Origin of the sequence: Streptacidiphilus melanogenes, from assembly GCF_000787835.1 — a bacterium.
In the GTDB taxonomy this organism is placed as follows: domain Bacteria; phylum Actinomycetota; class Actinomycetes; order Streptomycetales; family Streptomycetaceae; genus Streptacidiphilus; species Streptacidiphilus melanogenes.
In genome coordinates, this window is the sequence record NZ_BBPP01000024.1 from 26852 (window position 1) to 47921 (window position 21070).

Annotated in this window: 23 protein-coding genes; 3 read left to right on the top strand and 20 right to left on the bottom strand. The window is 71.9% G+C overall.

The features are described 5' to 3' along the window. The 16 genes from TR49_RS40865 to TR49_RS23785 all read right to left on the bottom strand — a co-directional run. On the bottom strand, positions 1 to 2313 hold a 2313-nt coding region (locus tag TR49_RS40865; RefSeq protein ID WP_042385056.1), incomplete at its 3' end, for a chromosome segregation SMC family protein. A gap of 242 nt (positions 2314 to 2555) precedes the next feature. Beyond that, a complete protein-coding gene (locus TR49_RS23720) occupies positions 2556 to 2750 on the bottom strand; it encodes a hypothetical protein (RefSeq protein WP_042373738.1) in 195 nt (64 codons plus the stop codon). Between the two features lie 334 nt (positions 2751 to 3084). Then, positions 3085 to 3363: an acylphosphatase gene (locus tag TR49_RS23725; RefSeq protein ID WP_042384909.1), complete on the bottom strand. Its 279-nt coding sequence runs from the start codon at positions 3361 to 3363 to the stop codon at positions 3085 to 3087. 127 nt (positions 3364 to 3490) lie between these two features. Next, positions 3491 to 4219, bottom strand: coding sequence for a hypothetical protein (locus TR49_RS23730; RefSeq protein WP_042384910.1), 729 nt, complete (start codon positions 4217 to 4219; stop codon positions 3491 to 3493). 61 nt (positions 4220 to 4280) lie between these two features. Then, positions 4281 to 5348 carry a WXG100 family type VII secretion target gene (locus tag TR49_RS23735; protein WP_042384911.1) on the bottom strand — a complete coding sequence of 356 codons (1068 nt, stop codon included), beginning with the start codon at positions 5346 to 5348 and terminating at the stop codon, positions 4281 to 4283. A 4-nt stretch (positions 5349 to 5352) separates the two neighbouring features. Then, positions 5353 to 5670, bottom strand: a complete 318-nt coding sequence (locus tag TR49_RS23740) for a hypothetical protein (protein ID WP_042384913.1) — start codon at positions 5668 to 5670, stop codon at positions 5353 to 5355. Between the two features lie 56 nt (positions 5671 to 5726). Further along, positions 5727 to 6593, bottom strand: coding sequence for a bifunctional DNA-formamidopyrimidine glycosylase/DNA-(apurinic or apyrimidinic site) lyase (gene mutM / locus TR49_RS23745; protein ID WP_042384914.1), 867 nt, complete (start codon positions 6591 to 6593; stop codon positions 5727 to 5729). Positions 6594 to 6611: 18 nt separating this feature from the next. Beyond that, positions 6612 to 7376 carry a ribonuclease III gene (gene rnc / locus TR49_RS23750; protein WP_152627426.1) on the bottom strand — a complete coding sequence of 255 codons (765 nt, stop codon included), beginning with the start codon at positions 7374 to 7376 and terminating at the stop codon, positions 6612 to 6614. 17 nt (positions 7377 to 7393) lie between these two features. Next, positions 7394 to 7567 carry a 50S ribosomal protein L32 gene (gene rpmF, locus TR49_RS41695; RefSeq protein ID WP_042373744.1) on the bottom strand — a complete coding sequence of 58 codons (174 nt, stop codon included), beginning with the start codon at positions 7565 to 7567 and terminating at the stop codon, positions 7394 to 7396. Between the two features lie 2 nt (positions 7568 to 7569). After that, complete coding sequence (locus TR49_RS23755) at positions 7570 to 8211, bottom strand: YceD family protein (protein ID WP_439654124.1); 642 nt, start codon at positions 8209 to 8211, stop codon at positions 7570 to 7572. Positions 8212 to 8344: 133 nt separating this feature from the next. Further along, a complete protein-coding gene (locus TR49_RS23760; RefSeq protein WP_042384917.1) occupies positions 8345 to 9427 on the bottom strand; it encodes a hypothetical protein in 1083 nt (360 codons plus the stop codon). Positions 9428 to 9502: 75 nt separating this feature from the next. Further along, a complete protein-coding gene (coaD, locus tag TR49_RS23765; protein ID WP_152627427.1) occupies positions 9503 to 10006 on the bottom strand; it encodes a pantetheine-phosphate adenylyltransferase in 504 nt (167 codons plus the stop codon). Positions 10007 to 10020: 14 nt separating this feature from the next. Further along, positions 10021 to 10611, bottom strand: a complete 591-nt coding sequence (gene rsmD, locus TR49_RS23770; RefSeq protein WP_042385067.1) for a 16S rRNA (guanine(966)-N(2))-methyltransferase RsmD — start codon at positions 10609 to 10611, stop codon at positions 10021 to 10023. A gap of 166 nt (positions 10612 to 10777) precedes the next feature. Then, the gene (locus TR49_RS23775) at positions 10778 to 11290 is read right to left on the bottom strand and encodes a hypothetical protein (protein WP_042384918.1); all 513 of its coding nucleotides are present in this window, start codon (positions 11288 to 11290) and stop codon (positions 10778 to 10780) included. A 93-nt stretch (positions 11291 to 11383) separates the two neighbouring features. Beyond that, complete coding sequence (gene recG / locus TR49_RS23780) at positions 11384 to 13579, bottom strand: ATP-dependent DNA helicase RecG (RefSeq protein WP_042384920.1); 2196 nt, start codon at positions 13577 to 13579, stop codon at positions 11384 to 11386. 47 nt (positions 13580 to 13626) lie between these two features. Further along, complete coding sequence (locus tag TR49_RS23785) at positions 13627 to 15318, bottom strand: DAK2 domain-containing protein (protein WP_042384922.1); 1692 nt, start codon at positions 15316 to 15318, stop codon at positions 13627 to 13629. A 265-nt stretch (positions 15319 to 15583) separates the two neighbouring features. Here TR49_RS23785 and rpmB point away from each other — a divergent pair, with 265 nt between their 5' ends. Then, positions 15584 to 15769: a 50S ribosomal protein L28 gene (rpmB, locus tag TR49_RS41700; protein ID WP_084701635.1), complete on the top strand. Its 186-nt coding sequence runs from the start codon at positions 15584 to 15586 to the stop codon at positions 15767 to 15769. An 87-nt stretch (positions 15770 to 15856) separates the two neighbouring features. Here the strand turns inward: rpmB and thiD are convergent, their stop codons facing one another. The 3 genes from thiD to TR49_RS23800 all read right to left on the bottom strand — a co-directional run bounded on the left by thiD (position 15857) and on the right by TR49_RS23800 (position 18893). Then, positions 15857 to 16669, bottom strand: coding sequence for a bifunctional hydroxymethylpyrimidine kinase/phosphomethylpyrimidine kinase (thiD, locus tag TR49_RS23790; protein ID WP_042384924.1), 813 nt, complete (start codon positions 16667 to 16669; stop codon positions 15857 to 15859). 158 nt (positions 16670 to 16827) lie between these two features. After that, complete coding sequence (locus tag TR49_RS23795) at positions 16828 to 17853, bottom strand: ATP-dependent 6-phosphofructokinase (RefSeq protein WP_042384928.1); 1026 nt, start codon at positions 17851 to 17853, stop codon at positions 16828 to 16830. 74 nt (positions 17854 to 17927) lie between these two features. Next, positions 17928 to 18893, bottom strand: coding sequence for a thiamine-phosphate kinase (locus TR49_RS23800; protein WP_042384930.1), 966 nt, complete (start codon positions 18891 to 18893; stop codon positions 17928 to 17930). Between the two features lie 228 nt (positions 18894 to 19121). Here TR49_RS23800 and TR49_RS23805 point away from each other — a divergent pair, with 228 nt between their 5' ends. Both TR49_RS23805 and TR49_RS23810 read left to right on the top strand, forming a co-directional pair. Then, complete coding sequence (locus tag TR49_RS23805; RefSeq protein ID WP_042384933.1) at positions 19122 to 19355, top strand: Lrp/AsnC family transcriptional regulator; 234 nt, start codon at positions 19122 to 19124, stop codon at positions 19353 to 19355. Positions 19356 to 19375: 20 nt separating this feature from the next. Then, positions 19376 to 19894, top strand: a complete 519-nt coding sequence (locus tag TR49_RS23810; RefSeq protein WP_052434581.1) for a DUF3515 domain-containing protein — start codon at positions 19376 to 19378, stop codon at positions 19892 to 19894. 19 nt (positions 19895 to 19913) lie between these two features. On the opposite strand, the gene TR49_RS23815 is transcribed toward TR49_RS23810, so the two are convergent. Further along, positions 19914 to 21062, bottom strand: coding sequence for a D-alanine--D-alanine ligase family protein (locus TR49_RS23815; protein WP_042384937.1), 1149 nt, complete (start codon positions 21060 to 21062; stop codon positions 19914 to 19916). Between the last annotated feature and the right edge of the window lie 8 nt (positions 21063 to 21070).

The following is a 21070-nucleotide window of genomic DNA, read 5'->3' on the forward strand; positions in this document are numbered from 1 at the left end:
GGGCAGCCCTGCCCCACCGGGCGCGCCCACATCCACAAGCCCCGCCCCGGCGGATCCGGCACCGCCAGCAGCCGCCTGCGGCGAGCTCGACGGACCACCCACAGTCGGAGCGCCCTCACCCGCCGTGCCGAGCGGGACACCCACGCCCGCGGCCGCCGAAAGTCCCGCCAATTCACCGCCGCCCGGCGCGTCATGGGCGGTCGCCTGCGGCGGGGCCGAGGAGCCCCACCCACTCCCCACCGCTGAGGCGTCGTCGGCATCCCGACCTGCAGCGGCAGACCCGGCGGGCAACCCAGCACCGCCCAGCGCAGCCGAGGCGGTCGCCTGGGGCAAGGCCGAGGAGCCCCACGCTCTCCCCTCCGCTGAGGCGTCGTCGGCATCCCGACCTGCAGCGGACCCACCGGGCGGCCCGGCGGGTCCCGGCGCAGCCGAGGCGGCCGCCTGCGGCGAGGCCGAGAGGCCCCACCCACTCCCCACCGCCGAGACGTCGTCGACATCCCGACCTGCAGCCGACCCGCCGGGCAACCCAGCACCGCCCAGCGCAGCCGAGGCGGTGCCACGCCACGCTGGGGTCAGGGTGTCCGCGGTGTCCTGCGGGGTGGCGATGAGGAGGGCGGCGCGGCCGGCGTCGTCCTTGCGGAGGAGACGGAGGGCGTCGGCGGCCGCGCCGACGGAGGAGACGGCGACGGCGTCCGCGGCGCGGTCGAGGGCGGCGGCGAGAGGGGTCTCCATGCCCGGGGTGATCGTGAGGTGGCCGGCGGCCGGGCCGAGGAGGCCCGCAAGGCGGTCGGTGGCGGAGAGGAGGGCGGCCGTGCCGTCCTTGCGGCGCAGGGCCAGCGCGAGGGCGTCGCGGCGCGCGGTGAGGGCGGCGTGCTCGCGGTCGGCCGTGGCGAGGGCCTCGCGGGCGCGGGACTGGGTCTCCTCGGCCGCGGAGAGCTCCGCGCGCAGGGACGCGTGCTCCGCGTCGCGGGCCTCGTCGGCCGTGTCGAGGGTGTCGGACTGGGCCTGGAGGGTCTCGTACTCCTCCTGCGCGGCGGCGGCGCGCTCCAGCGCGGCGTCGCGCGCCTCCGCCAGCCGGCCGATCTCCTCGCCCGCGCCCGCCGCGCGGGACCGCGCCGCGGCGACCTTGCCCTGCAGGCGGGCCAGGCCCTCGCGCCGGTCGGCCAGGGCCCGGGCCGCGGCGCGGAGCGACTGCTCCTCGGCCTGCAGCTCGCGCTCCAGCTCGGCGCGGCGCTCCACCGTCTCCGCGAGGGCGTACTGCGCTTCCTCCAGCGCCTCCGCCAGCTCCGCCTCCTGCTCGCGGATGCGTCCGGCCTCGCGTTCCATGTCCTCGGGGTCGCGGCCGCGCCGCTCCTCCCCCTGCGGGGTGCGGGCGTGCCGGACCTTGGCCTCCGCCAGGCCGATCGTGCCCCGGACCCGCTCGGCCAGGGAGGACAGGTCGAACCAGGTCTGCTGGGCCAGCTCCACCGCCGGACCGAGCTGCGCGACCTGCGCCTCCAGCACCGCCTCCCGCTGCTGAAGCCCCGCCAGCTCCTGCTCGACGCCGCTGCGCCGCAGCCGCAGCGCCATCTCGTCGGCGATCTCCTCCTCGACCGCCTTGCGCAGCGTCACCAGGTCGTCGGCGAGCAGCCGCAGCCGCGCGTCGCGCAGGTCGGCCTGGATCACCGCCGCGCGCCGGGCGATCGCGGCCTGGCGCCCGAGCGGCTTGAGCTGTCGCCGCAGCTCGCCGACGAGGTCCTGGACGCGGGTCAGGTTGGCCTGCATCGCGTCCAGCTTCCGCAGCGCCTTCTCCTTGCGCTTGCGGTGCTTCAGGACGCCGGCCGCCTCCTCGATGAAGGCGCGGCGCCCCATGGGATCGGCGTGCAGGACGGAGTCGAGCTGGCCCTGGCCGACGATGACGTGCATCTCCCGGCCGATGCCGGAGTCGGAGAGCAGCTCCTGGATGTCGAGGAGGCGGCAGGTGTCGCCGTTGATGGCGTACTCGCTGCCGCCGTTGCGGAACATCGTCCGCGAGATGGTGACCTCGGCGTACTCGATCGGGAGCGCGCCGTCGGTGTTGTCGATGGTGAGCGCGACCTCGGCACGCCCGAGGGGGGCGCGGCCGGTCGTGCCGGCGAAGATGACGTCCTCCATCTTGCCGCCGCGCAGCGACTTCGCGCCCTGCTCGCCCATGACCCAGCTGAGCGCGTCCACGACATTGGACTTGCCCGAGCCGTTGGGACCGACGACGCAGGTGATGCCCGGTTCGAAGCGCAGCGTGGTCGCGGAGGCGAAGGACTTGAACCCGCGCAACGTGAGGCTCTTCAGATGCACCGGCCCCGACCTCCTGTCCCTTTCGGGGACACCCTAACCGCCGATGCGGCCGGAGCCCGGTGACGGCTCGGTTTCATCCGTGTGAGTCACGGGCATCTACCGGTTGAGAGGTCAACGAGCCGGAGACGGCGAAGGACCAGGGGAACGACGAAGCGGGGAACGACGAAGGGACGCCGAGGAGGCGTCCCTTGCACTATCCAGTGACGATGCCGACTGTCCCTGACCACGCGGAAAGGTCAGGTTCAGGCCAGTACCGCCTGGGCTGCGTCCATGCGGAGCAACTGCTCGTGGTCCGCGACGGCCTGCAACGCGTCGTTCTCGGCCTGGATACGGACAAGCTCGGATTCCAGGTCCTGGACACGCTGCTGGAGACGCCGCATCTCGGCGAGCAGTCGGGGGTCGGGTCCGCCGACGTAACCGAGAAGCGCCTTTGCCATGATGAATGGTCCTCCACGCTGAGTGACCGACCGCCAAGTGGGTCGTGTGAGGTGGGCCGCACCGGAGCGCTCGCCCGAGCAAGGCTGTACGGGGCCGATCAGCCCTGAGCGGACGTACGGGTGCGCGGGTTTCCAGCGTCTCACCAAACGCGCAGACGGTCAACACGATCACAGCGTGCTACCTGAGTCGTCCGGCATGCGCGGCGGTGTGGTCACGCTGCGTGTCTCGGCGACTTCGTTGGTGCGCAGTCAACCACGCGGGGGCCAGAAGCGCAACACGCGGGAAATCCCTGATGGACCGGCCGGGTGGAACCACGTCACGCCCGGTACACGCTCAGCGGATCGCGAAGCCCTCGTAGTCGCTCTCAGCAGTGCCCCACAATTCGGTGACACCGTCCACGCGGCCGGGCGTGTCGCCGTGGCGCAGCAGGTCGAGCAGTCGGTCGCACTGCTCCCTGCTGCCCTGCGCGACGACCTGGACCCGCCCGTCGCCGAGATTCGAGGCGTAACCGCGCAGCCCGATCTCCAGGGCCCGGGACCGCGTCCACCAACGGAAGCCGACCTGCTGCACCCGTCCGCGCACCCAGGCGGTCATCCGTACCTCTGCACTCATGCGCGCAAGTCTCTCACCGGCGACGGAGCCCCTTCGGCCCGCTCCCTCCGGGCACTGCCCCGGCGCCGACACGATCACTCGCCCGGCCGAGCGCCGACACGCGGCTGCCCGGCCCGCTGTCGTGGGGTCAGGCGGGCCGCTGCTCCGTCGGCCCGGGCCACGGCTCCGGCTGGCCGGAGCCGTCCTGCCGGACCTCCTGGGGCAGCATCGCGCCGAAGGAGGCGAGGTTGTCGACCAGCACGAGCATCGCCGGGGCCGGCAGCCGGTCCCGCACCACGGCGATCGCGGCGTGGCCGTCCATCCGCCAGTCCGCGCGCAGCGCGCGGGTCCGGGCCAGCATGTCCGGCGAGAAGAGCACGGCGGCCGCGTCCGGGTCCGTGGCGAAGCCCCGCAACCCCGCCCAGAGCGCCCCGAAGCGGCCCTCGTTGTAGGTGAAGTCCTGGTTCGGGCCCATCGGCACCGGCTGGAGGTCGCTCGGATGATGCGTCTCCCGGAGCGAGACGCTGGGCAACGGGTGCGGGAAGACCACGGTGGCGACGGTGTAGTAGGTCGACACCTGGCCGCGGCCACCCCTGCCCGAGTACCGGACGACGTGGAAGGTCTCCGCCTTCAGGCCGCCGGGCAGCTCTCCCCAGAGGAGCGACTCGAAGGAGCAGTCCTTCGCGTCGTAGGGGTGCTCCCGGTGGTAGCGACGCCGCAGCGCCGGGCCGCCCGCACTGCTGTGCCAGCCCGGACGGCCGATCGTCACCGCTTCCCGCTCGAGCCTCTTCGAGGACTCCTGGGACGACACGACGAGCACACCGATGCCGAGGAACGCCGTCAGGATCAGCACGACCACCAGAACCGTCACGATCACTTGACCGCCTCCACGGCGCCCTCGGCGCCCTGGTTCTGCTTCGGCAGGCCGGGGTTCTGGTTCACCGCGTTCTCCAGCGCCCCGCCTTCGCCGTACACCGCACCGTTGGTGCCGATCTCCTGGCCGACCGGAATGTAGGGGTCCAGGTCGGATGGCTCGGCGTGACGCCCGGTGCTCCCAGCGGGTCGACGCGCAGGGGCTCGGCCCTGCCCGCACCGATGCCGCCGGTCACGCCGCCGGTCAGGGTGTCCGCGATGGTCGTGCGGCCGTCCTTGCCCTGCGCCATGTCGGCGAAGGCGCTGCCGCCGGCGCCGGCGAGGCCGCCCATGGCGAGCGCGTTGCCTGTGCCGTCGCCCTGCAGAAAGGCGTTGATCTTGCTCGGGGCCGCGTGCGCGCCCGAGGAGGTGAAGAGCTTGTCGCCGAGCCTGGCCGCGCCGCCGCTGAGCCCGGCCGCGCCGATGCCGGCCAGCGCCGCGGTCTCCAGGTCCGAGCCGCCGACCGGACCCTTGCCCGAGACCAGGTTGGTGAGCTGGGTGCCGCTCAGGTTCATCGCGCTGTTCTTGAGCGCGTCCACCATGATCCGGGGGATCATGCCGAGCTCTCTGATCTTCTCGATCAACTCGGTGACGATCCGCTCGGCCCGCTTCGCCATGGTGGTGAACTTGTCGATCAGCTGCGCGATCTTCAGTGCCCGCTCGCCCGCCGCGGCCGCGGCCACGGCGTCGGAGACGCCCGCGGTCACGATCGTCAGGAACGCCCCGGCCAGCTCGAACTCGGCGATCTCCAGAGCGATCTCCACGATCGCCTCGATGATCTGCTCCGCCTCGTCCGCGTAGTGGTCGAGCTCCTTCGCGACGGCCTCGAAGTTCTGCACGCTCTGCTGCATCGTTCGGTGCTGCTGCTGCCAGTGTGCTGCGAAAGCGTCCGCCGCCGAGCCGCGCCAGGAGGAACCGACGACCGCGTGGACCTCGCGGTCCAGTCCGTCCGCCGTGGTGGCGAGCTCGCCGGCCATCGCCCGCCACTCGCCCGCGAAACGGCGCAGCGCGGCCGGGTCGCCTCCGGGCCAGGGCAGGTCGAGCATTGAGAGGACCTCGGCCACCTTGTCGGCGACCGCGCCGTTGATGTCCACGGCTTCAGTTCCGCCCGAGCAGGCGCGCGTAGTGCTGGTCGACGCACGAGTACTGGTCGGCCATGTGAGCGAGCCCGGCCGCATCCGCACCGAGGGCCTGCTCCAGCTCGCCCAGACCTTGGCCGGTGTGGTTCACCAGTTGCCGGTACTGGTCGGCCGCACCGGTGCACTCGCCCAGCAGGCCGAAGGCGACGCCGATCTCGAGGACGTTGCTCGCGAAGGCGCGCGCCCGTTCGCCGAGCGCATCGGCAGCCGACTGGAACTCGTTCGCCAGCGACATCACGGCCGCCGGGTCGATGGAGAAATCCGAACTCACGTTCATGCCTGCCTGCTCGGCGTTTCACTGCTCGGAGAGCAGCCTGCCACAGTGCTGACGGGTCATCGCAAACGCGGCAGTCGTTGGCACTTGGGGCAGAAGTAGCTCGAACGGTTCATCCACGAGGCGCGGCGCATCGGCGTGGCGCAGCGATTGCAGGCCTCGCCCTCGCGGCCGTAGGCGTCGAGGGAGCGGGAGAAGTAGCCGGACTCGCCGTTGACGTTGACGTAGAGGCTGTCGAAGCTGGTGCCGCCCTGGGCCAGGGCCTCGGACATCACCGCGCGGGCGGAGGCGAGAAGCAGCTCGGACGCCGGGCGGGTCAGGGTGTCGGCGGGACGGTCGTAGTGGAGCTTGCTGCGCCACAGCGCCTCGTCGGCGTAGATGTTGCCGACCCCGCTGATCAGCGACTGGTCGAGCAGGGCGCGCTTGACACCGCTGCTGCGGCGGCGCAGCGCGGCGAGGAAGACGGTGTCGTCGAAGCGCGGGTCGAGCGGATCGCGGGCGATGTGCGCGAGGGACATCGGGGCGGCGTCCGGGTCGCTCGGGTCCGCGTCCTCGACGGCGAGACCGCCGAAGGTGCGCTGGTCGACGAAGCGGAGCTCGGTGCCGGCCGGGTCGTCGAAGCGCACCCGGATCCGCAGGTGCTTCTCGTCCGGCGCACCCTCCGGCTGCACCAGCAGCTGGCCGCTCATACCGAGGTGGCCCAGCAACGAGACACCGGTGCCGGGCAGCGGCAGCCACAGGTACTTGCCGCGACGCTGCGCGGCACCGAGCTCCCGGCCGCGCAGCTGCGCGGCGAAGTCGTCCGGGCCCGCCGCATGGCGGCGCACGGCACGCGGGTGCAGCACCTCGACGGAGCGGACCGTGCGACCGCTGACCCAGCGGGAAAGACCGCGCCGGACGACCTCTACTTCGGGAAGCTCAGGCATCCGGGCAGCCTAGCCGTGCTACGCGTCGGCGGTGGACGCCGCGGAGCCGCCGGCGGACGCGTTGCCGTCGCCGTGCTTCTCGCGGATGGCGTGCCAGGCGCTCTCGGCGGCCTTCTGCTCGGCCTCCTTCTTGGAGCGACCGGAACCCGTGCCGTAGTCCTCCCCGCCCACGCGGGCGGCGGCGATGAACGTCTTCTCGTGGTCCGGACCGGACTCGGTGACGACGTACTCGGGCACGCCGATACCGACGGTCGCGGTGAGCTCCTGCAGGCTGGTCTTCCAGTCCAGGCCCGCGCCGAGGTTCGAGGACTTCTCGATCAGCGGGTCGAAGAGCCGGTGCACCAGCTCCGAGGCGGAGTCCAGCCCCTGATCGAGGTAGACCGCCCCGATGACGGCCTCGAGGGTGTCCGCGAGAATCGAGGACTTGTCCCGGCCACCGGTGCCCTCCTCGCCCCGACCGAGGCTGATGAAGGTACCGAGGTCCAGGCCACGCGCGACGTCCGCAAGGGCGCGCGAGTTGACCACCGCGGCACGCAGCTTCGCGAGCTGCCCCTCCGGAAGGTCGGGGTGGACGCGGTACAGGGTGTCCGTCACCACCAGGCCCAGCACCGAATCGCCCAGGAACTCCAGGCGTTCGTTCGTGGGAAGACCACCGTTCTCGTACGCGTACGAGCGGTGGGTCAGTGCACGCGTCAGAAGGGACGGCTCCAGCGTGTAGCCGAGCCGTCCCTCCAGAACGCTGTACCCGGTGTCGGCGTGCGAAGCGGATGCTGACGCTGACATCTGGTGTTCTCCTGCCGTCAGACCGACAGGACCTGACGGCGGTTGTAGGTGCCGCAGCTCGGGCACGCAATGTGACCCAGCTTCGGCTGGTGGCAGCGGTCGCACGCCACGAGCGCGGGAGCAGTGGCCTTCCACTGCGAACGGCGGTGACGCGTGTTGCTGCGCGACATCTTCCGCTTGGGAACAGCCACAGCTACTTCTCCTGGTTCTCGGCGGCACCCTCCCGGGTGACGCTGTCCTCTTCACTACCGGTCGCGGTCGATGCGGCCGAGAGTCCCTGCAGTGCCGCCCACCGGGGGTCGACGGCGTCATGGTGGTGGTCCGGGTCGTCGCTGAGCCGCGCTCCGCATTCGGAGCACAGGCCCAGGCAGTCGTCCTGGCACACCGGCTGCAGCGGCAGTGCGAGCACCACCGCGTCACGCAGCACCGGCTCGAGGTCGAACAGGTCGCCCTCGAGACGGTAAGCCTCGTCGTCCTCCTCCTCGTCGGAGTCGGACACTCCCCCGAAGCGGTCCGCCGCCTCGGGGTAGTAGTACAGCTCCTGGAAGTCCGCGTCGAGCTCGCGCTCGATCGGCTCCAGGCAGCGTACGCACTCGCCCTTGAGGTCGGCCTCGGCGGTGCCCGTGACGAGCACGCCCTCGATGACCGACTCCAGTCGGAGCTCCAGCTCGATCGACGCGCCCTCGGGCACGCTGATCACCTCGTTGCCGAGGTTGGCCGGCGCCGGGACCGAGCGGGACACCTTGCGCATCGCCCCAGGCCGACGGCCCAGCTCGTGTGTGTCGAACACGAGCGGGTTGCGGTGATCGAGGCGGTTCAGGGGTCTGTCCTTCACTCAGGTCTTCAGCGGCTGCCGCACCCAGGCTGTCGGGTTTTCCGAGTCCGGGCAGCAGCCAACGCCAGCACATCAAGCCGGAGAGGTCAGAATACCCGACGCCGGAACCCCGACCCAACTCCGGTGCGGACGATCAGTGCCCCTGGCCGTACTCGCGCAGCTTCGACACGTCGATGAAGCCGGTGTCGAAGAAGCTGGTCACTTCCTGCTGCTGCGCGTAGTGCGGCGGTTGCTGCTGCGGGATCTGCGCGTGCTGGACGGGCTGGCCGTACGCGTCGTAGACCGGCTGCTGCTGCTCGACATAGCCGCCCGCATAGGGGTCGTAGACCGGCTGCTCGACGTAGCCGCCGGTGTAGGGGTCGTATGCGGGCTGCTGCTGCGGCTGGCCGTACGGGTCCTGCGGGGGCCAGTACTCGACCTGCGGCTGCGGATGCATCTCCGGGTGCATGTCCTGGTGCGGCATCTCCTGGCCGTGCTGGTCGGACCCGGACATCAGGCCCTGCCGGCTCAGCTCGGCGGCGACGGCCGCCTGCCGGAGGTCGCCCTGCTCGACGCCGGCCGCCTCGTCGGCGGCGGCCAGGTAGGCGCCCAGCTCGTCGATGGGCCGCTTGCCCAGCAGCTTGTCGCGGCCACGGCCGACCGCCTCCAGCGTCTTGCTGAGCGCGGCCTCCAACGTGGCGAGCTTCACGTCGACGTACTCGTCCACCTCGGGGCTGGGCGAGCGGAACGCGTCCTGGGCGAACTCCTCGCCGTCCTCGCCGTCGACCGGGCCGCCCGCCACGCGCAGCTTCTCGCGCCCGCGGCCGATGGCGCCGAGGGTCTTGGTCAGCACAACCTCGAAGTTGGCGAGCTTGCTGTCGACGTAGTCGTCCGCCTCGCGCCGCTGCTCGGCCACCTCGGCACGGGCCTCCGCCAGCAGGCGGTCCGCCTCGGCCTGGGCCACGGTGACGTAGTCGGTGCCGTTGATGAGCTGCTGCCGCTCGTCGTGCGCGGCGGCGACCACCCGCTCGGCCTCGCGGCGCGCGTCCTCGACGACCTGGTCGCCGTACTGGACCGTCTCCTGGGCCTTGGCGATCTCGCCGGGGAGCTCCTCGCGCAGCTCCGTGAGCAGAGTCACCAGCTCCGCCCTGTTGACCACGATCGAGGCCGACATCGGCATCGACCGGGCGCCTTCCACGAGCTTGGTGATCTCGTCGAGCTTCTGCTGCACGTCCACCGGGTCACGCTTTCCACGAGGCTGCCTGGATCAGTACAACCGGCCGGAAACTGGAGCTACGAACTGTACTCAGTCCTACGGGTTCGTGGGCTGCGCGCGCCGCTCGGCGACCCGCTCGGTCAGCCTGCGCAGCACCAAGCCCGGGACAAGATGGGACACATCGCCACCAAGGGTGGCAACCTCCTTGATCAGCGAGGAGGAGAGGAAGCTGTAGGTCGGGATGGTCGGCACGAACAGCGTCTCCACGCCGGTCAGGCCGTGGTTCATCTGCGCCATCTGCAGCTCGTAGTCGAAGTCGCTGACCGCGCGCAGACCCTTCACGATCGCCGGGATCTCGCGGTCGCGGCAGTAGTCGACGAGCAGCCCCTGGTGCGACTCGACCTTGACGTTGCCGTAGCCCGCGGTGATCTCCTCGATCATCGCGATCCGCTCGTCGACGCTGAACATCCCCTTCTTGGTGGGGTTGACCAGCACCGCGACATGGACGACGTCATAGAGGCGCGAGGCGCGCTCGATGATGTCGAGGTGGCCGTTGTGGATAGGGTCGAACGACCCCGGACAGACGGCACGGCGGAACATCGTCATCTCCTCGCTCACAGGCCGGCTTCGTTGCCGGCTCCGTCGGCGGCGCGACCGTACCAAAGGGTCGCCTCGCCGTAGCGGCGCTCGCGCAGGCCCTCGAAGCCCTCCGGCCAGGTGAACACGCCGCCTCTGGTGCTGCGCTCCACGGTGACGATCACGTCCTCGTGGAGCCAGCCCTCCGAGCTGAGTGTGACCAGTATCTCCCGCAGCCCGCCGTCGGTGACGGCGTAGGGCGGGTCGAGAAACACCAGGTCGTACGGGGTGGACGGCGGTGCGCCCGCGATCACCCGCTCGGCCTTCCCCGCGCGGACCTCGGCGCCCGGAAGCGAGAGCGTCCGCACGTTGGCGAGGATCACCTTGACCGCGGCCGGGTCCTCCTCGACGAGCAGCGTGTGGGCCGCCCCGCGGGAGAGCGCCTCCAACCCGACCGCGCCCGAGCCGGCGTACAGGTCGATCACGCGCGCGCCCGCGAGGGAGCCGCGCAACGCCTCCCAACTGGAGAAGAGCGCTTCCCGCGCCCGGTCCGAGGTGGGACGGGTACCGTTCCCCGGCGGCACGGCGAGGCGTCGGCCCCGAGCGGCTCCGGCGATCACGCGGGTCATGTGGTCGGCGTCCTTGCTGGTCGGAAGGGTGTGCACTTTCACGCTAGTGCACACCCCGGGGACGCGAGGAACTGCGCGGGCCACCACCCTGTGTGAATGGCCCTGCGCGTTCGGACCACCGGCTCCGTGGGTGGCTTGTCGCGCAGTTCCCCGCGCCCCTAACGGGTCATCCCTCCGTGCTCACAGTTCCGAGCAGCGTCGGAGACGCGTAGCGGCTCCAGGAGAGGCAGCCGTCGGGCGGGCAGTACTCGGGGCGGCGGGGGTCGTGCCCCAGCTCGCGCAGCTTCGTGCGGACGGAGTCGGGCGTGCGGCCGAAGCGGGCCGCCACGCGGGCTATGGTCTCGCCGTCGTGGAAGCGACGGACCAGCTCCTCCTCGTGCTGCGGGACCCACGGCGCGCCGTGGCCCGGGTACAGCTCACGGAGGACGTCACGGTCCGGAATGGGCTCGGAGACGTCGGCGACGATGGCGAGGGCGCGCAGCGCGCGGTTCAGCGCGATGCGGAGGGACGCGGTGTCCTCCACCGGCAGCCGGAGCTTGCCGGAGGCGATCGGCTCGGACGCGTGACCCTCGCGCCAGCCGGTGAGGGTGAGGGTGACCTCTCGGTCGTCCTCACTGCTGAGTTCGATACGGAAGACCTTGTCACCGAGCGGCAGCTCGTTCAGGTGACGGAACGCCATGGATGTGCCCCCTGAGAACGTTGAAGAATGGCCGGTCAGGGCCCGTTCACAACACCTCTATGGTCTCAGGCGGGACTGACAGTCCAGGGACCGTCAGCCCTTCTCCAGGTACTCCGCACGCTCCGCTCCGAGCAGCGAATCCAGCGCGCTGCGCAGCGCCGGATGCTCCGTCAGCTCCGGGTCGTCGGCGACCAACGACGTCGCCTCCGCCCGGGCCGCCGCGATGACGTCCTCGTCCTCGAGGACGGACAGCACGCGCAGCGAGGACCGCACGCCGGACTGGGCCTGCCCCAGCACGTCGCCCTCGCGGCGCTGCTCCAGGTCGATGCGGGAGAGCTCGAATCCGTCGAGGGTGTCCGCCACCGCGTCGAGGCGCTGGCGGGCGCCGGACGCGGCCGGCATGTCCGTCACCAGCAGGCACAGGCCCGGCGCGGAGCCGCGGCCGACGCGGCCGCGCAGCTGGTGCAGCTGGGAGACGCCGAAGCGGTCGGCGTCCATGATGACCATGACGGTGGCGTTGGGGACGTTCACGCCGACCTCGATGACCGTGGTGGCGACCAGCACGTCCACCTCGCCCGCCGAGAAGGCCCGCATGACCTCGTCCTTGGCGTCGGGGGCCATCCGGCCGTGCAGGACCTCCACCCGGAGCCCCGCGAGCGGGCCGCCGCGCAGCTCCTCCGCGACGTCGAGGACGGCCAGCGGCGGACGGCGGTCGTCGCCCTCCTTGGCGGCCTCCTTCGCCGCCTTCTTCAGCGCCTTCTCGTCCTCCTCGTCCCCGATGCGCGGGGTGACGACGTAGGCCTGGTGGCCCTTGCCGACCTCCTCGCGGATCCGCTCCCAGGCGCGGGCGAGGAAGTTGGGGCGTTCGAGGGCGGGCACGACGTGCGAGGAGATGGGCGAGCGACCGGCCGGGAGCTGGTCCAGGACGGAGGTCTCCAGGTCGCCGAAGACCGTCATGGCGACCGTGCGCGGGATCGGGGTGGCCGTCATGACCAGCAGGTGCGGGGGGCGTTCGGCCTTGGCGCGCAGCGCGTCGCGCTGCTCGACGCCGAAGCGGTGCTGCTCGTCGACGACGACCAGGCCGAGGTCGAGGAACTGCACCCGGTCCTCGATCAGCGCGTGTGTGCCGATGACGATCCCTGCCTCGCCGCTGACCAGGTCCAGCAGCGCCTGCCGCCGGGCGGGGACGCCCATCGAACCCGTCAGCAGCGTGACCTTGGTGCCGTGCTCGGCGCCGCCCAGCATGCCGCCCTCGGCCAGCTCGCCCATCATCTCCACGACGGAGCGGTGGTGCTGCTGCGCGAGCACCTCCGTCGGCGCGAGCATCGCGGCCTGGCCGCCCGCGTCGACGACGGCGAGCATGGCCCGCAGTGCGACGAGGGTCTTGCCGGACCCGACCTCGCCCTGGAGCAGGCGGTGCATCGGGTGTTCGGTGGCGAGGTCCGCGAAGATCTCGGCGCAGACCCGCTGCTGACCGTCGGTCAGGGTGAAGGGCAGCTTCGCGTCGAAGGCGTCCAGCAGCGCGCCGGTGCGCGGCTCGCGGGCGACGGCCGGGCGGGCGGCGTCGTCGGCCCGCCGTCGTGCCAGGGCGACCTGGAGCACGAAGGCCTCGTCCCACTTCAGCCGGGCCTGCGCGGCGAGGCGTTCGGCGTGGTTGCGCGGGCGGTGGATCTGCTCCAGCGCCTGGTGCAGCGGGATCAGGCCGCGTTCGGCGAGCAGCGAGGCGGGGACCGGATCGGGGACCTCGTCCCACTTCGTCTGGTCGAGGATGACATCGACGGCCAGGGCCAGCCGCCATGAGGGGACCTTGGCGGTGGCCGGGTAGACGGGGATCAGCCGGCCGGCGAAGCGGTCGGTGGCCCCCTGGGCTTCCGGGTCGTCGCCGTCGCCGAACAGCTCGTAGTCCGGGTTGGTGAGCTGCCGGGTGCGGTTGAAGACGCCGACCTTGCCCGCGAACATCCCGCTGCGGCCGGGGCGTAGGTCCTTCTCGCGCCAGCGCTGGTTGAAGAAGGTCAGTGAGAGGCGGCCGCGGCCGTCGGTGACCACGACCTCCAGCCGGTCGCCCTTGCGTCCCCGGAACGGGATCAGCGTGCACTTCTCGATCCGCGCGACCACGGTGACGTGCTCGTCGACCTCGAGCGAATCCAGACTGGTCAGTTCACCGCGCTCGTTGTAGCGGCGCGGGAAGTGGTGCAGCAGGTCGCCGACGGTGTGCAGGTCCAGCCCCTCCGCGAGCTGCTTCGCGCCGGAGGGGAGGAGCTTCTTGAGCGGTTCGTCGAGGGGGGACACAGGTCAACGATGCACCATCGGTCGGACAGCTCCGGGCAAAGGGCGTGTCACTCGACGCCGACGACGAGCGGTGCGGCGCCCTGGCCGCCCTCGTAGACGACGGCGTCCACGACCGGGTTCGTCCGCCGCACATGGGCGACAAGCGCGTCAGCGAGGCCCGGGACCGCGTCCTCGCCGACGATCAGCGTCACCATCTCGCCACCGGCCGCGAGCATCCGGTCCAGCACGGTCCCCGCCGTGGCGACCATGTCCGCCGCGTCGCCGATGACGGCCACGTCGCCGTCGATGAGGCCGAGCACGTCCCCGGCCTGGCAGACGCCGGCCATGGTCCACGACTCCCCCTCGGCCACGGCCAGTTCCGCGTAGCGGGTGGCGCCGGCGGCGGAGGTCATCGCGACGACGTCCTCGTCGAAGCGCCGCGCGGGCTCGTGCACGGCCAGGGCCGCCAGGCCCTGGACCGGTGAGCGGGTGGGGATGACCGCGACCCGGACGCCCTCGTCGCGCAGTTGGTCGGCGGCGACCCCCGCCGCGGCGCGCAGTTCGGCGTCGTTGAGCAGCAGCACGACCTCGCGCGCGTGGGCGAGGCGGATCGCTGCGGCGATCTCGGCGCTGCTGGGCGCGCGGTCCGGGTCGGCGGACAGGACGGTCGCGCCGCACTCGCGGCACAGGCCCGCCAGCCCCTCGCCCTGGACGATGCTGACGACCGCGCGCGCCGGCCCCAGCTGCTCGAAGTGGGCCGGATGACCGACCGACTGCTCCGCCGCGGCGGAGGCGAAGTGCGTGATCCGGATCCGGTGCGGGCGTCCCGCCTCGACCCCCGCCTCCACGGCGGCGCCGGGGTCGTCGACGTGGACGTGCACGTTCCACAGCCCCTCGCCGCCGCTGACGACGAGCGAGTCGCCGAGCCCGCCGAGGCGGGCGCGCAGCCCCGCCACGGCGTCGTCGCGCGCGTCGAGCAGGTAGACGACCTCGTAGGCGGGACCGTCCGGGTCGTCCGCGACGCGGGGCCGTTCCGGCTGCGTCGACACGATCATGGTGCGGGGGGTGGCCAGCGCCAGCGGTCCCATCGGGGACTGCCCGCTGACCGCGTCGGCCAGCGCGCCCAGGACGGCGACCAGGCCGCGCCCCCCGGCGTCGACGACGCCCGCGCGGCCCAGCACGTCCAGCTGCTGCGGGGTGAGCGCCAGAGCGGTACCCGCTGCCTCGAACGCGGCCTCCGCCACGGCGGACAGCTCCGCCGCCTCCGGCAGCGCCTCGACGGCGTCGGCAGCCGCAGCGGCGACGGTCAGCACCGTCCCCTCGACCGGCACGGCCACCGCCTCGTACCCGGCGTCGGCGGCCCGCCGCAGCGCCCGGCGCAGCGCGTCCGCGTCGCAGGGACCGGCGCCGACGGACGCGGCGACGCCGCGCAGCAGCTGCGAAAGGATCACGCCCGAGTTGCCGCGCGCCCCCAGCAGGGCGCCGTGCGCCATCGCGCGCAGCGCGGTCTCCAGGGTGGGGCCGCCTCCATCGCCGCCGACCGCGCCCGCGGTGCGTGCGGTGCCGGTGGTACCGACCGTGAAGAGCGCCTCGACCTGCTGGGCGGCGGACTCGACGGTCAGGTAGAGGTTGGTCCCGGTGTCGCCGTCGGGAACCGGGTAGACGTTCAGCGCGTCGATCTCCTCGCGCGCCTGACCCAGAGCGGCCAGGGAGAGCCGGCACCAGTCGCGCACGGCCGCTGCGTCGAGGGTGTGCGGCACCGGGTCTCTCCTCGTGTTCGCTGCGTTCTCCCGCAGGCTATCGCCCGATCGGCCCTCTGGGTCAGCGCAGTCCGCTCACAGGCGATGCGGGGTTCACTGGCACGTCATGGTAGTTTCGTTCTACGGAGTCAGCGGATGTATGCTGCTCCGGTTGCCTGGAATCCTTCCAGGCCACCCCCCAGGACAGCTGTGCGAGCCGCTGTCGCGGCGTTCGCGCCTCGGGGTTGGATCCGTTAGTGCATCTGAAGTCTTTGGAGTGACTCCCGTGGCTGCCAACTGCGACGTCTGCGGCAAGGGGCCGGGCTTCGGCAACAACATCTCCTTTTCGCACCGCCGTACCCGTCGTCGTTGGAACCCCAACATCCAGACGGTCCGCGCTGTGATCGGGCGTACGCCGAAGCGGCTCAACGTGTGCACCTCGTGCATCAAGGCCGGCAAGGTTTCCCGCTGACGCGGCGGCTGCCCCTCCGGCTTCGCAAGGGCCGGTCCACCTCCGGGTGGGCCGGCCCTTCGCTTTGCCCTCTTCCTGCTTCCTGAACTACCTCCTGAACCGCCAGCCGTGGTCGACCGGGCCGATGCCCGCGCCGAGCGCGAAGCCGCCCTCGATCGCTCCGGTGATGTACTCCTTCGCGGCGGCGACGGCCTCCGGCACGTCCAGTCCGAGCGCGAGGTAGGACGCGACGGCGCTGGCCAGCGTGCAGCCCGTGCCGTGGGTGTGCCGGTTGTCGTGCCGCGGCGCGCGGAAAAGCGTCTCGGTCCCGTCGGGCCCGCGCAGCAGGTCGACCGCGTCGCCCTCCAGGTGCCCGCCCTTCACCAGCGCCCACGCGGGCCCGAGGTCCTGCACGGCCTTCGCCGCGTCTGCGAGCTCGCTCTCCCGGGTCACCTCGATGCCCGTGAGCTGCGCCACTTCGTGCAGGTTGGGCGTCGCGACGGTCGCCTGCGGCAGCAGCCGATCCCGCAGGACGCTCACCGCGGAAGCAGCGAGCAGCGCGTCCCCGTGCTTGCTGACCCCGACCGGGTCCACCACGACGGGCGCGGGCCGCTCCGCGAGCAGTCCGGCCACGGCCTCGACGAGCTCGGCGCTGGCCAGCATCCCCGTCTTCACCGCCTGCACGCCGATGTCGTCCACGACGCTCCGGTACTGCGCGACGACCGCCTCGACGGGCAGCTCCCAGTAACCCTGCACCCCGACGGAGTTCTGCGCCGTCACGGCGGCGATGACGCTCATGCCGTGGACCCCGAGGGCGAGCATGGTCTTGAGGTCGGCCTGGATCCCGGCGCCTCCGCCGGAGTCAGAACCCGCGATGGTCAGCACACGGGGCGGAGCAACATGGGTGGAGACAGATGACATGCCCCCACCTTAGGCTTCGCTCCCGCGCGCGGTTGCACCGTCCAGGGGCGCGGGGAAGTGCGCGAGAACCACGGGCGTGCGGATAGCCCTGCGCGTGCCGGTCAGCAGCCGGATGGGTGGCTTGTCGCGCAGTTCCTCGCACCCCTGGCATGTGCCTGCTAAAGAACTGCCTCGGCTTCCGTCCAGCGGTCCTCCGGGACCGTCTTCAACTGCGCCACCGCGTCCGCGATGGGAACGAAGTGGATCTCCGTCCCCCGCAGCGCGGTCATGTGGCCGTACGCGCCCTTGTGCACGGCCTCGACCGCGTGCCAGCCGAAGCGGGTGGCCAGGACGCGGTCCTGGGCGGTGGGCGTGCCGCCGCGTTGGATGTGGCCGAGGATGACCGGCTTGGACTCCTTGTCGATCCACTGGGCGATCTCGCCGGCGAGGCGCGAGCCGATGCCGCCGAAGGTCTGGTGCCCGAAGGCGTCCGTGCCGCCGTGGGCGAAGCGCATCGTGCCGGGGGCCGGCTGCGCACCCTCGGCGACCGCGACGATGGCGAACTTCTTGCCGCGCGAGAACCGCTCCTCGACCATGCAGCAGACGGTCTCGACGTCGAAGGGCCGCTCGGGGATGAGGATGCCGTGCGCGCCTCCGGCCATCCCTGCGTGGAGGGTGATCCACCCGGTGTGGCGGCCCATCAGCTCGACCACCATCACCCGCTGGTGGGACTCGGCCGTGGTCTTCAGACGGTCGATTGCCTCGGTGGCGACGGTGACCGCAGTGTTGTGACCGAAGGTCACGTCCGTGGCGTCGATGTCGTTGTCGATGGTCTTCGGGACGGCGACGACCGGCAGGCCGGCCTCGCTGAACATCCGGGCCGCGGTCAGCGTGCCCTCGCCGCCGATGGCGATCAGGGCGTCGATGCCGACGGCGTCGGCCAACCGCCCGGCGTCGCCGACCGCCTCGTGCATGCGGTCGCGGGCCACCCGGGCGCTGCCGAGGATCGTGCCGCCCCGGGTGAGGATGCCGGTGACGGCGTCCAGCGCCAGCGGGCGGGCGCGGCCCTCGATCAGGCCGAGGAAGCCGTCCTCGACGCCGACCACCGTGTCCTCGTGTTCGGTCACCGCTCGGTGAACCACCGAGCGGATCACCGCGTTCAGGCCGGGACAGTCTCCGCCGCTCGTCAGCACGCCGATTCGCATAAGGGAAGACTATGCAGAAAGGGGACACTTAGTCCCGAAGCACCCGGCCCGGATTCCTGCGGACCCGCAGGTGGTCAGGCCTGGGCGCCGAAGTGGTCCCAGCCGCCGGTGCGGTCCCAGGCGGCGCCGTCGACCGTGACCCGGCCGGTGCCGGAGAGGCTCGCCGGGCGTGTCACCTCGCCGACGACCCGCCAGCGGGACGGCAGCTGGGTGTCCGGCGGGAAGGTGGCGACCAGCGCGTGGTCCTCGCCGCCGGAGAGCACCCACAGCAGCGGGTCGACTCCGACGGCCTGGCCGATGTCGGCCATCTGTGCGGGGATGTCGAAGTCCGCGGCGTGCAGGTCGATGTGGACGCCGCTGGCCTCCGCGACATGGCCGAGGTCGGCGACCAGCCCGTCGCTGACGTCGATCATCGACGTCGCGCCCAGCACGGCCGCGGACGGGCCTGCGTGGTACGGCGGCTCGGGGCGGCGGTGAGCCTCGACGAACGCGCGCGGGGAGCGGAAGCCGCGGGAGAGGACGGTGAACCCCGCCGCGGACCAGCCGAGCCAGCCGGTGACGGCGACCTTGTCGCCCTGGCGGGCGCCGGAACGGGTGACCGCGCGGCGGCCCTGCAGATCCCCCAGTGCGGTGATGGAGACGGTGATCGCGTCACCGCGCACCACGTCGCCGCCGACCACGGCCGCACCCGCCACCTGGCACTCGTCGCGCAGGCCGTCCATCAGTTCCAGCGCCCAGGTGACCGGCAGCTCGGCCGGGACGACGAGGCCCAGCAGCAGCGCGGTCGGGACCGCGCCCATCGCGGCGACGTCGGCGAGGTTCTGCGCGGCCGCCTTGCGGCCCACGTCGTAGGCGGTCGACCAGTCCCGGCGGAAGTGGCGGCCCTCCAGCAGCACGTCGGTGGTGGCCACGACCCGGCCGTCGGGCGCGGCGACGACGGCCGCGTCGTCGCCCGGACCGAGCTCCACGGCCGAGGTCTGCGGAAGCCGGGAGGTCAGCTCCCGGATCAGTCCGAACTCACCGAGCTCGCCGACCTGCATGGGTTTCCTTCCGGATCTGGTCTGACTGTCCTTGGGACACTCTGGTCGCGGGCGCGCACGCACGCGCCTCACGCGCGCAGCGTACGCCCTGCGGCGGTGCAGGAGGTCTCCCGTCGGACGACGGGGGACGATAGCGTGACGGTTTCCCCTTCTTCCCCGTTTCCTTCGTCACAGTCGGGGAACCACAACCTGCGCAAGATCCCCGATTCGAGCCGCCGGAGGTCCACCGTGGTACAGGCGTACATCCTCATCCAGACAGAGGTCGGCAAGTCGTCCAACGTGGCGGAAGTCATCTCCCGGATCACCGGCGTGGTCCAGGCGGAGGACGTCACCGGGCCCTATGACGTGATCGTCCGCGCCGAGGCGGAGACGGTCGACGACCTGGGCAAGCTGGTCGTGGCCCAGATCCAGCAGGTGGAGGGGATCACCCGGACCCTGACCTGCCCGGTGGTGCACTTGTAGGTCCCCGTTAGCATCTCGGGGTGACCAGGATCGCCGCGCCGTTCGCGCTGACCGCAGCAACCCTCCTGCTGACCGCCTGCGGCGGCGGAGGGAGCGACAGCGTGCCCGTCGCGGCGCCGACCACCACCGGCGCGGTGGCACAGCAGTGCGCGGCACTCCAGAAGGCCCTGCCGCAGACGCTGATGGGCCTCGCCCGCCGCGACACCTCCCCCGGCAGCCCCGACACGGCGGCCTGGGGCGACCCGGCCGTGACGCTGCGCTGCGGCGCCGCGATGCCGTCGGTGCTCGACCCGCACTCGAAGAACTACAACCCCGAGGGTGACAACCTCAGCGGTGCGGAGATCGGCGGGGTCTGCTGGGCCTCGGTCCACGACCAGGCCGACAACACCTTCACCTTCTCGTCCGTGGACCTGCAGGCGATCGTCGAGATCCACGTCCCGAGCGCGTACTCCGGCCGTCAGGCGCCGCTGAGCGAGCTCTCCGGGGCTGTGGCCAAGGCGAGCCCGCCCGACGCGGACCGTAAGTTCTCCTGCGCTTAGAGCCTCCCGCGCCTGAGGACTACCGCAGGCCGGTGGAGCGGCGCAGGGCCGCCTTCAGCAGGTGGTCGACCAGCTGCGGGTAGGCGAGGCCGGAGGCCTCCCACATCTTCGGGAACGCCGAGATCGGCGTGAAGCCCGGCATGGTGTTGATCTCGTTGACGACGTACTCGCCGTTCTCCTGCAGGAAGACGTCAACGCGGGCCAGGCCCTCGCAGGCGAGCGCGTCGAAGACCTGGACGGCGAGCTCCTGCAGCCGTGCGAGCTCGTCGCCGGTCAGCTTCGCCGGGATCTGCACGTCGCTGGAGTCGATGTACTTCGCCTCGAAGTCGTAGAACTCGAAGCCCTCGCCGACGATCACCTCAGCCGGCAGGCTGGCGCGCGGGCCGTCCTCGAACTCCAGGACGCCGCACTCCAGTTCGCGGCCCTTCACGCCCTGCTCCACGATCACCTTCGGGTCGTGCTCGCGGGCGAACTCGATGGCGCGCACGAGCTCGGCCGGGTCGTCGACCTTGGTGATGCCGATGGAGGAACCGGCCCGGGCGGGCTTCACGAACACCGGGTAGGCGAGCTCGTTCACGCGCGCGAGCGCGGCCTCGCGCCCGGCCTCGGTGGCCCACTCACGCGGCCGGATCACCGTGTACGGGCCGACGGGCAGGCCGAAGGCCTGGAGCACCCGCTTGGTGTACTCCTTGTCCATCCCGACCGAGCTCGACAGCACGCCCGACCCGACGTACGGGACGCCGGAAAGCTCCAGCAGGCCCTGGATCGTCCCGTCCTCGCCCCACGGCCCGTGCAGCAGCGGCAGGACGACGTCGACCTCACCGAGCGCCTTCGGCACCGCGCCGGGCTCCGCGTACACCACCTCGCGCGCGACGGGGCTCGCGGGCAGGTTCACCTGTCCCTCGGTGGACTCGGCCAGCTGGTCCACGTCGGGCAGCCTGCCGTCGGTGATGGCCATCCGCTCGGGCTCGTCGGTCGTGAGCGCGAACCGGCCGTCATGGGTGATGCCGATCGGCAGCACCTCGTACGCGTCACGGTCCAGCGCACGCAGAACGCTGCCGGCGGTGACGACGGAAATGGCGTGCTCGGAGCTGCGGCCGCCGAAGACGACCGCGACGCGGGGCTTGCGCCCTCCGGCGGGACTGGGGGAGGAAGGCTGAGTGCTCATATCCCGTA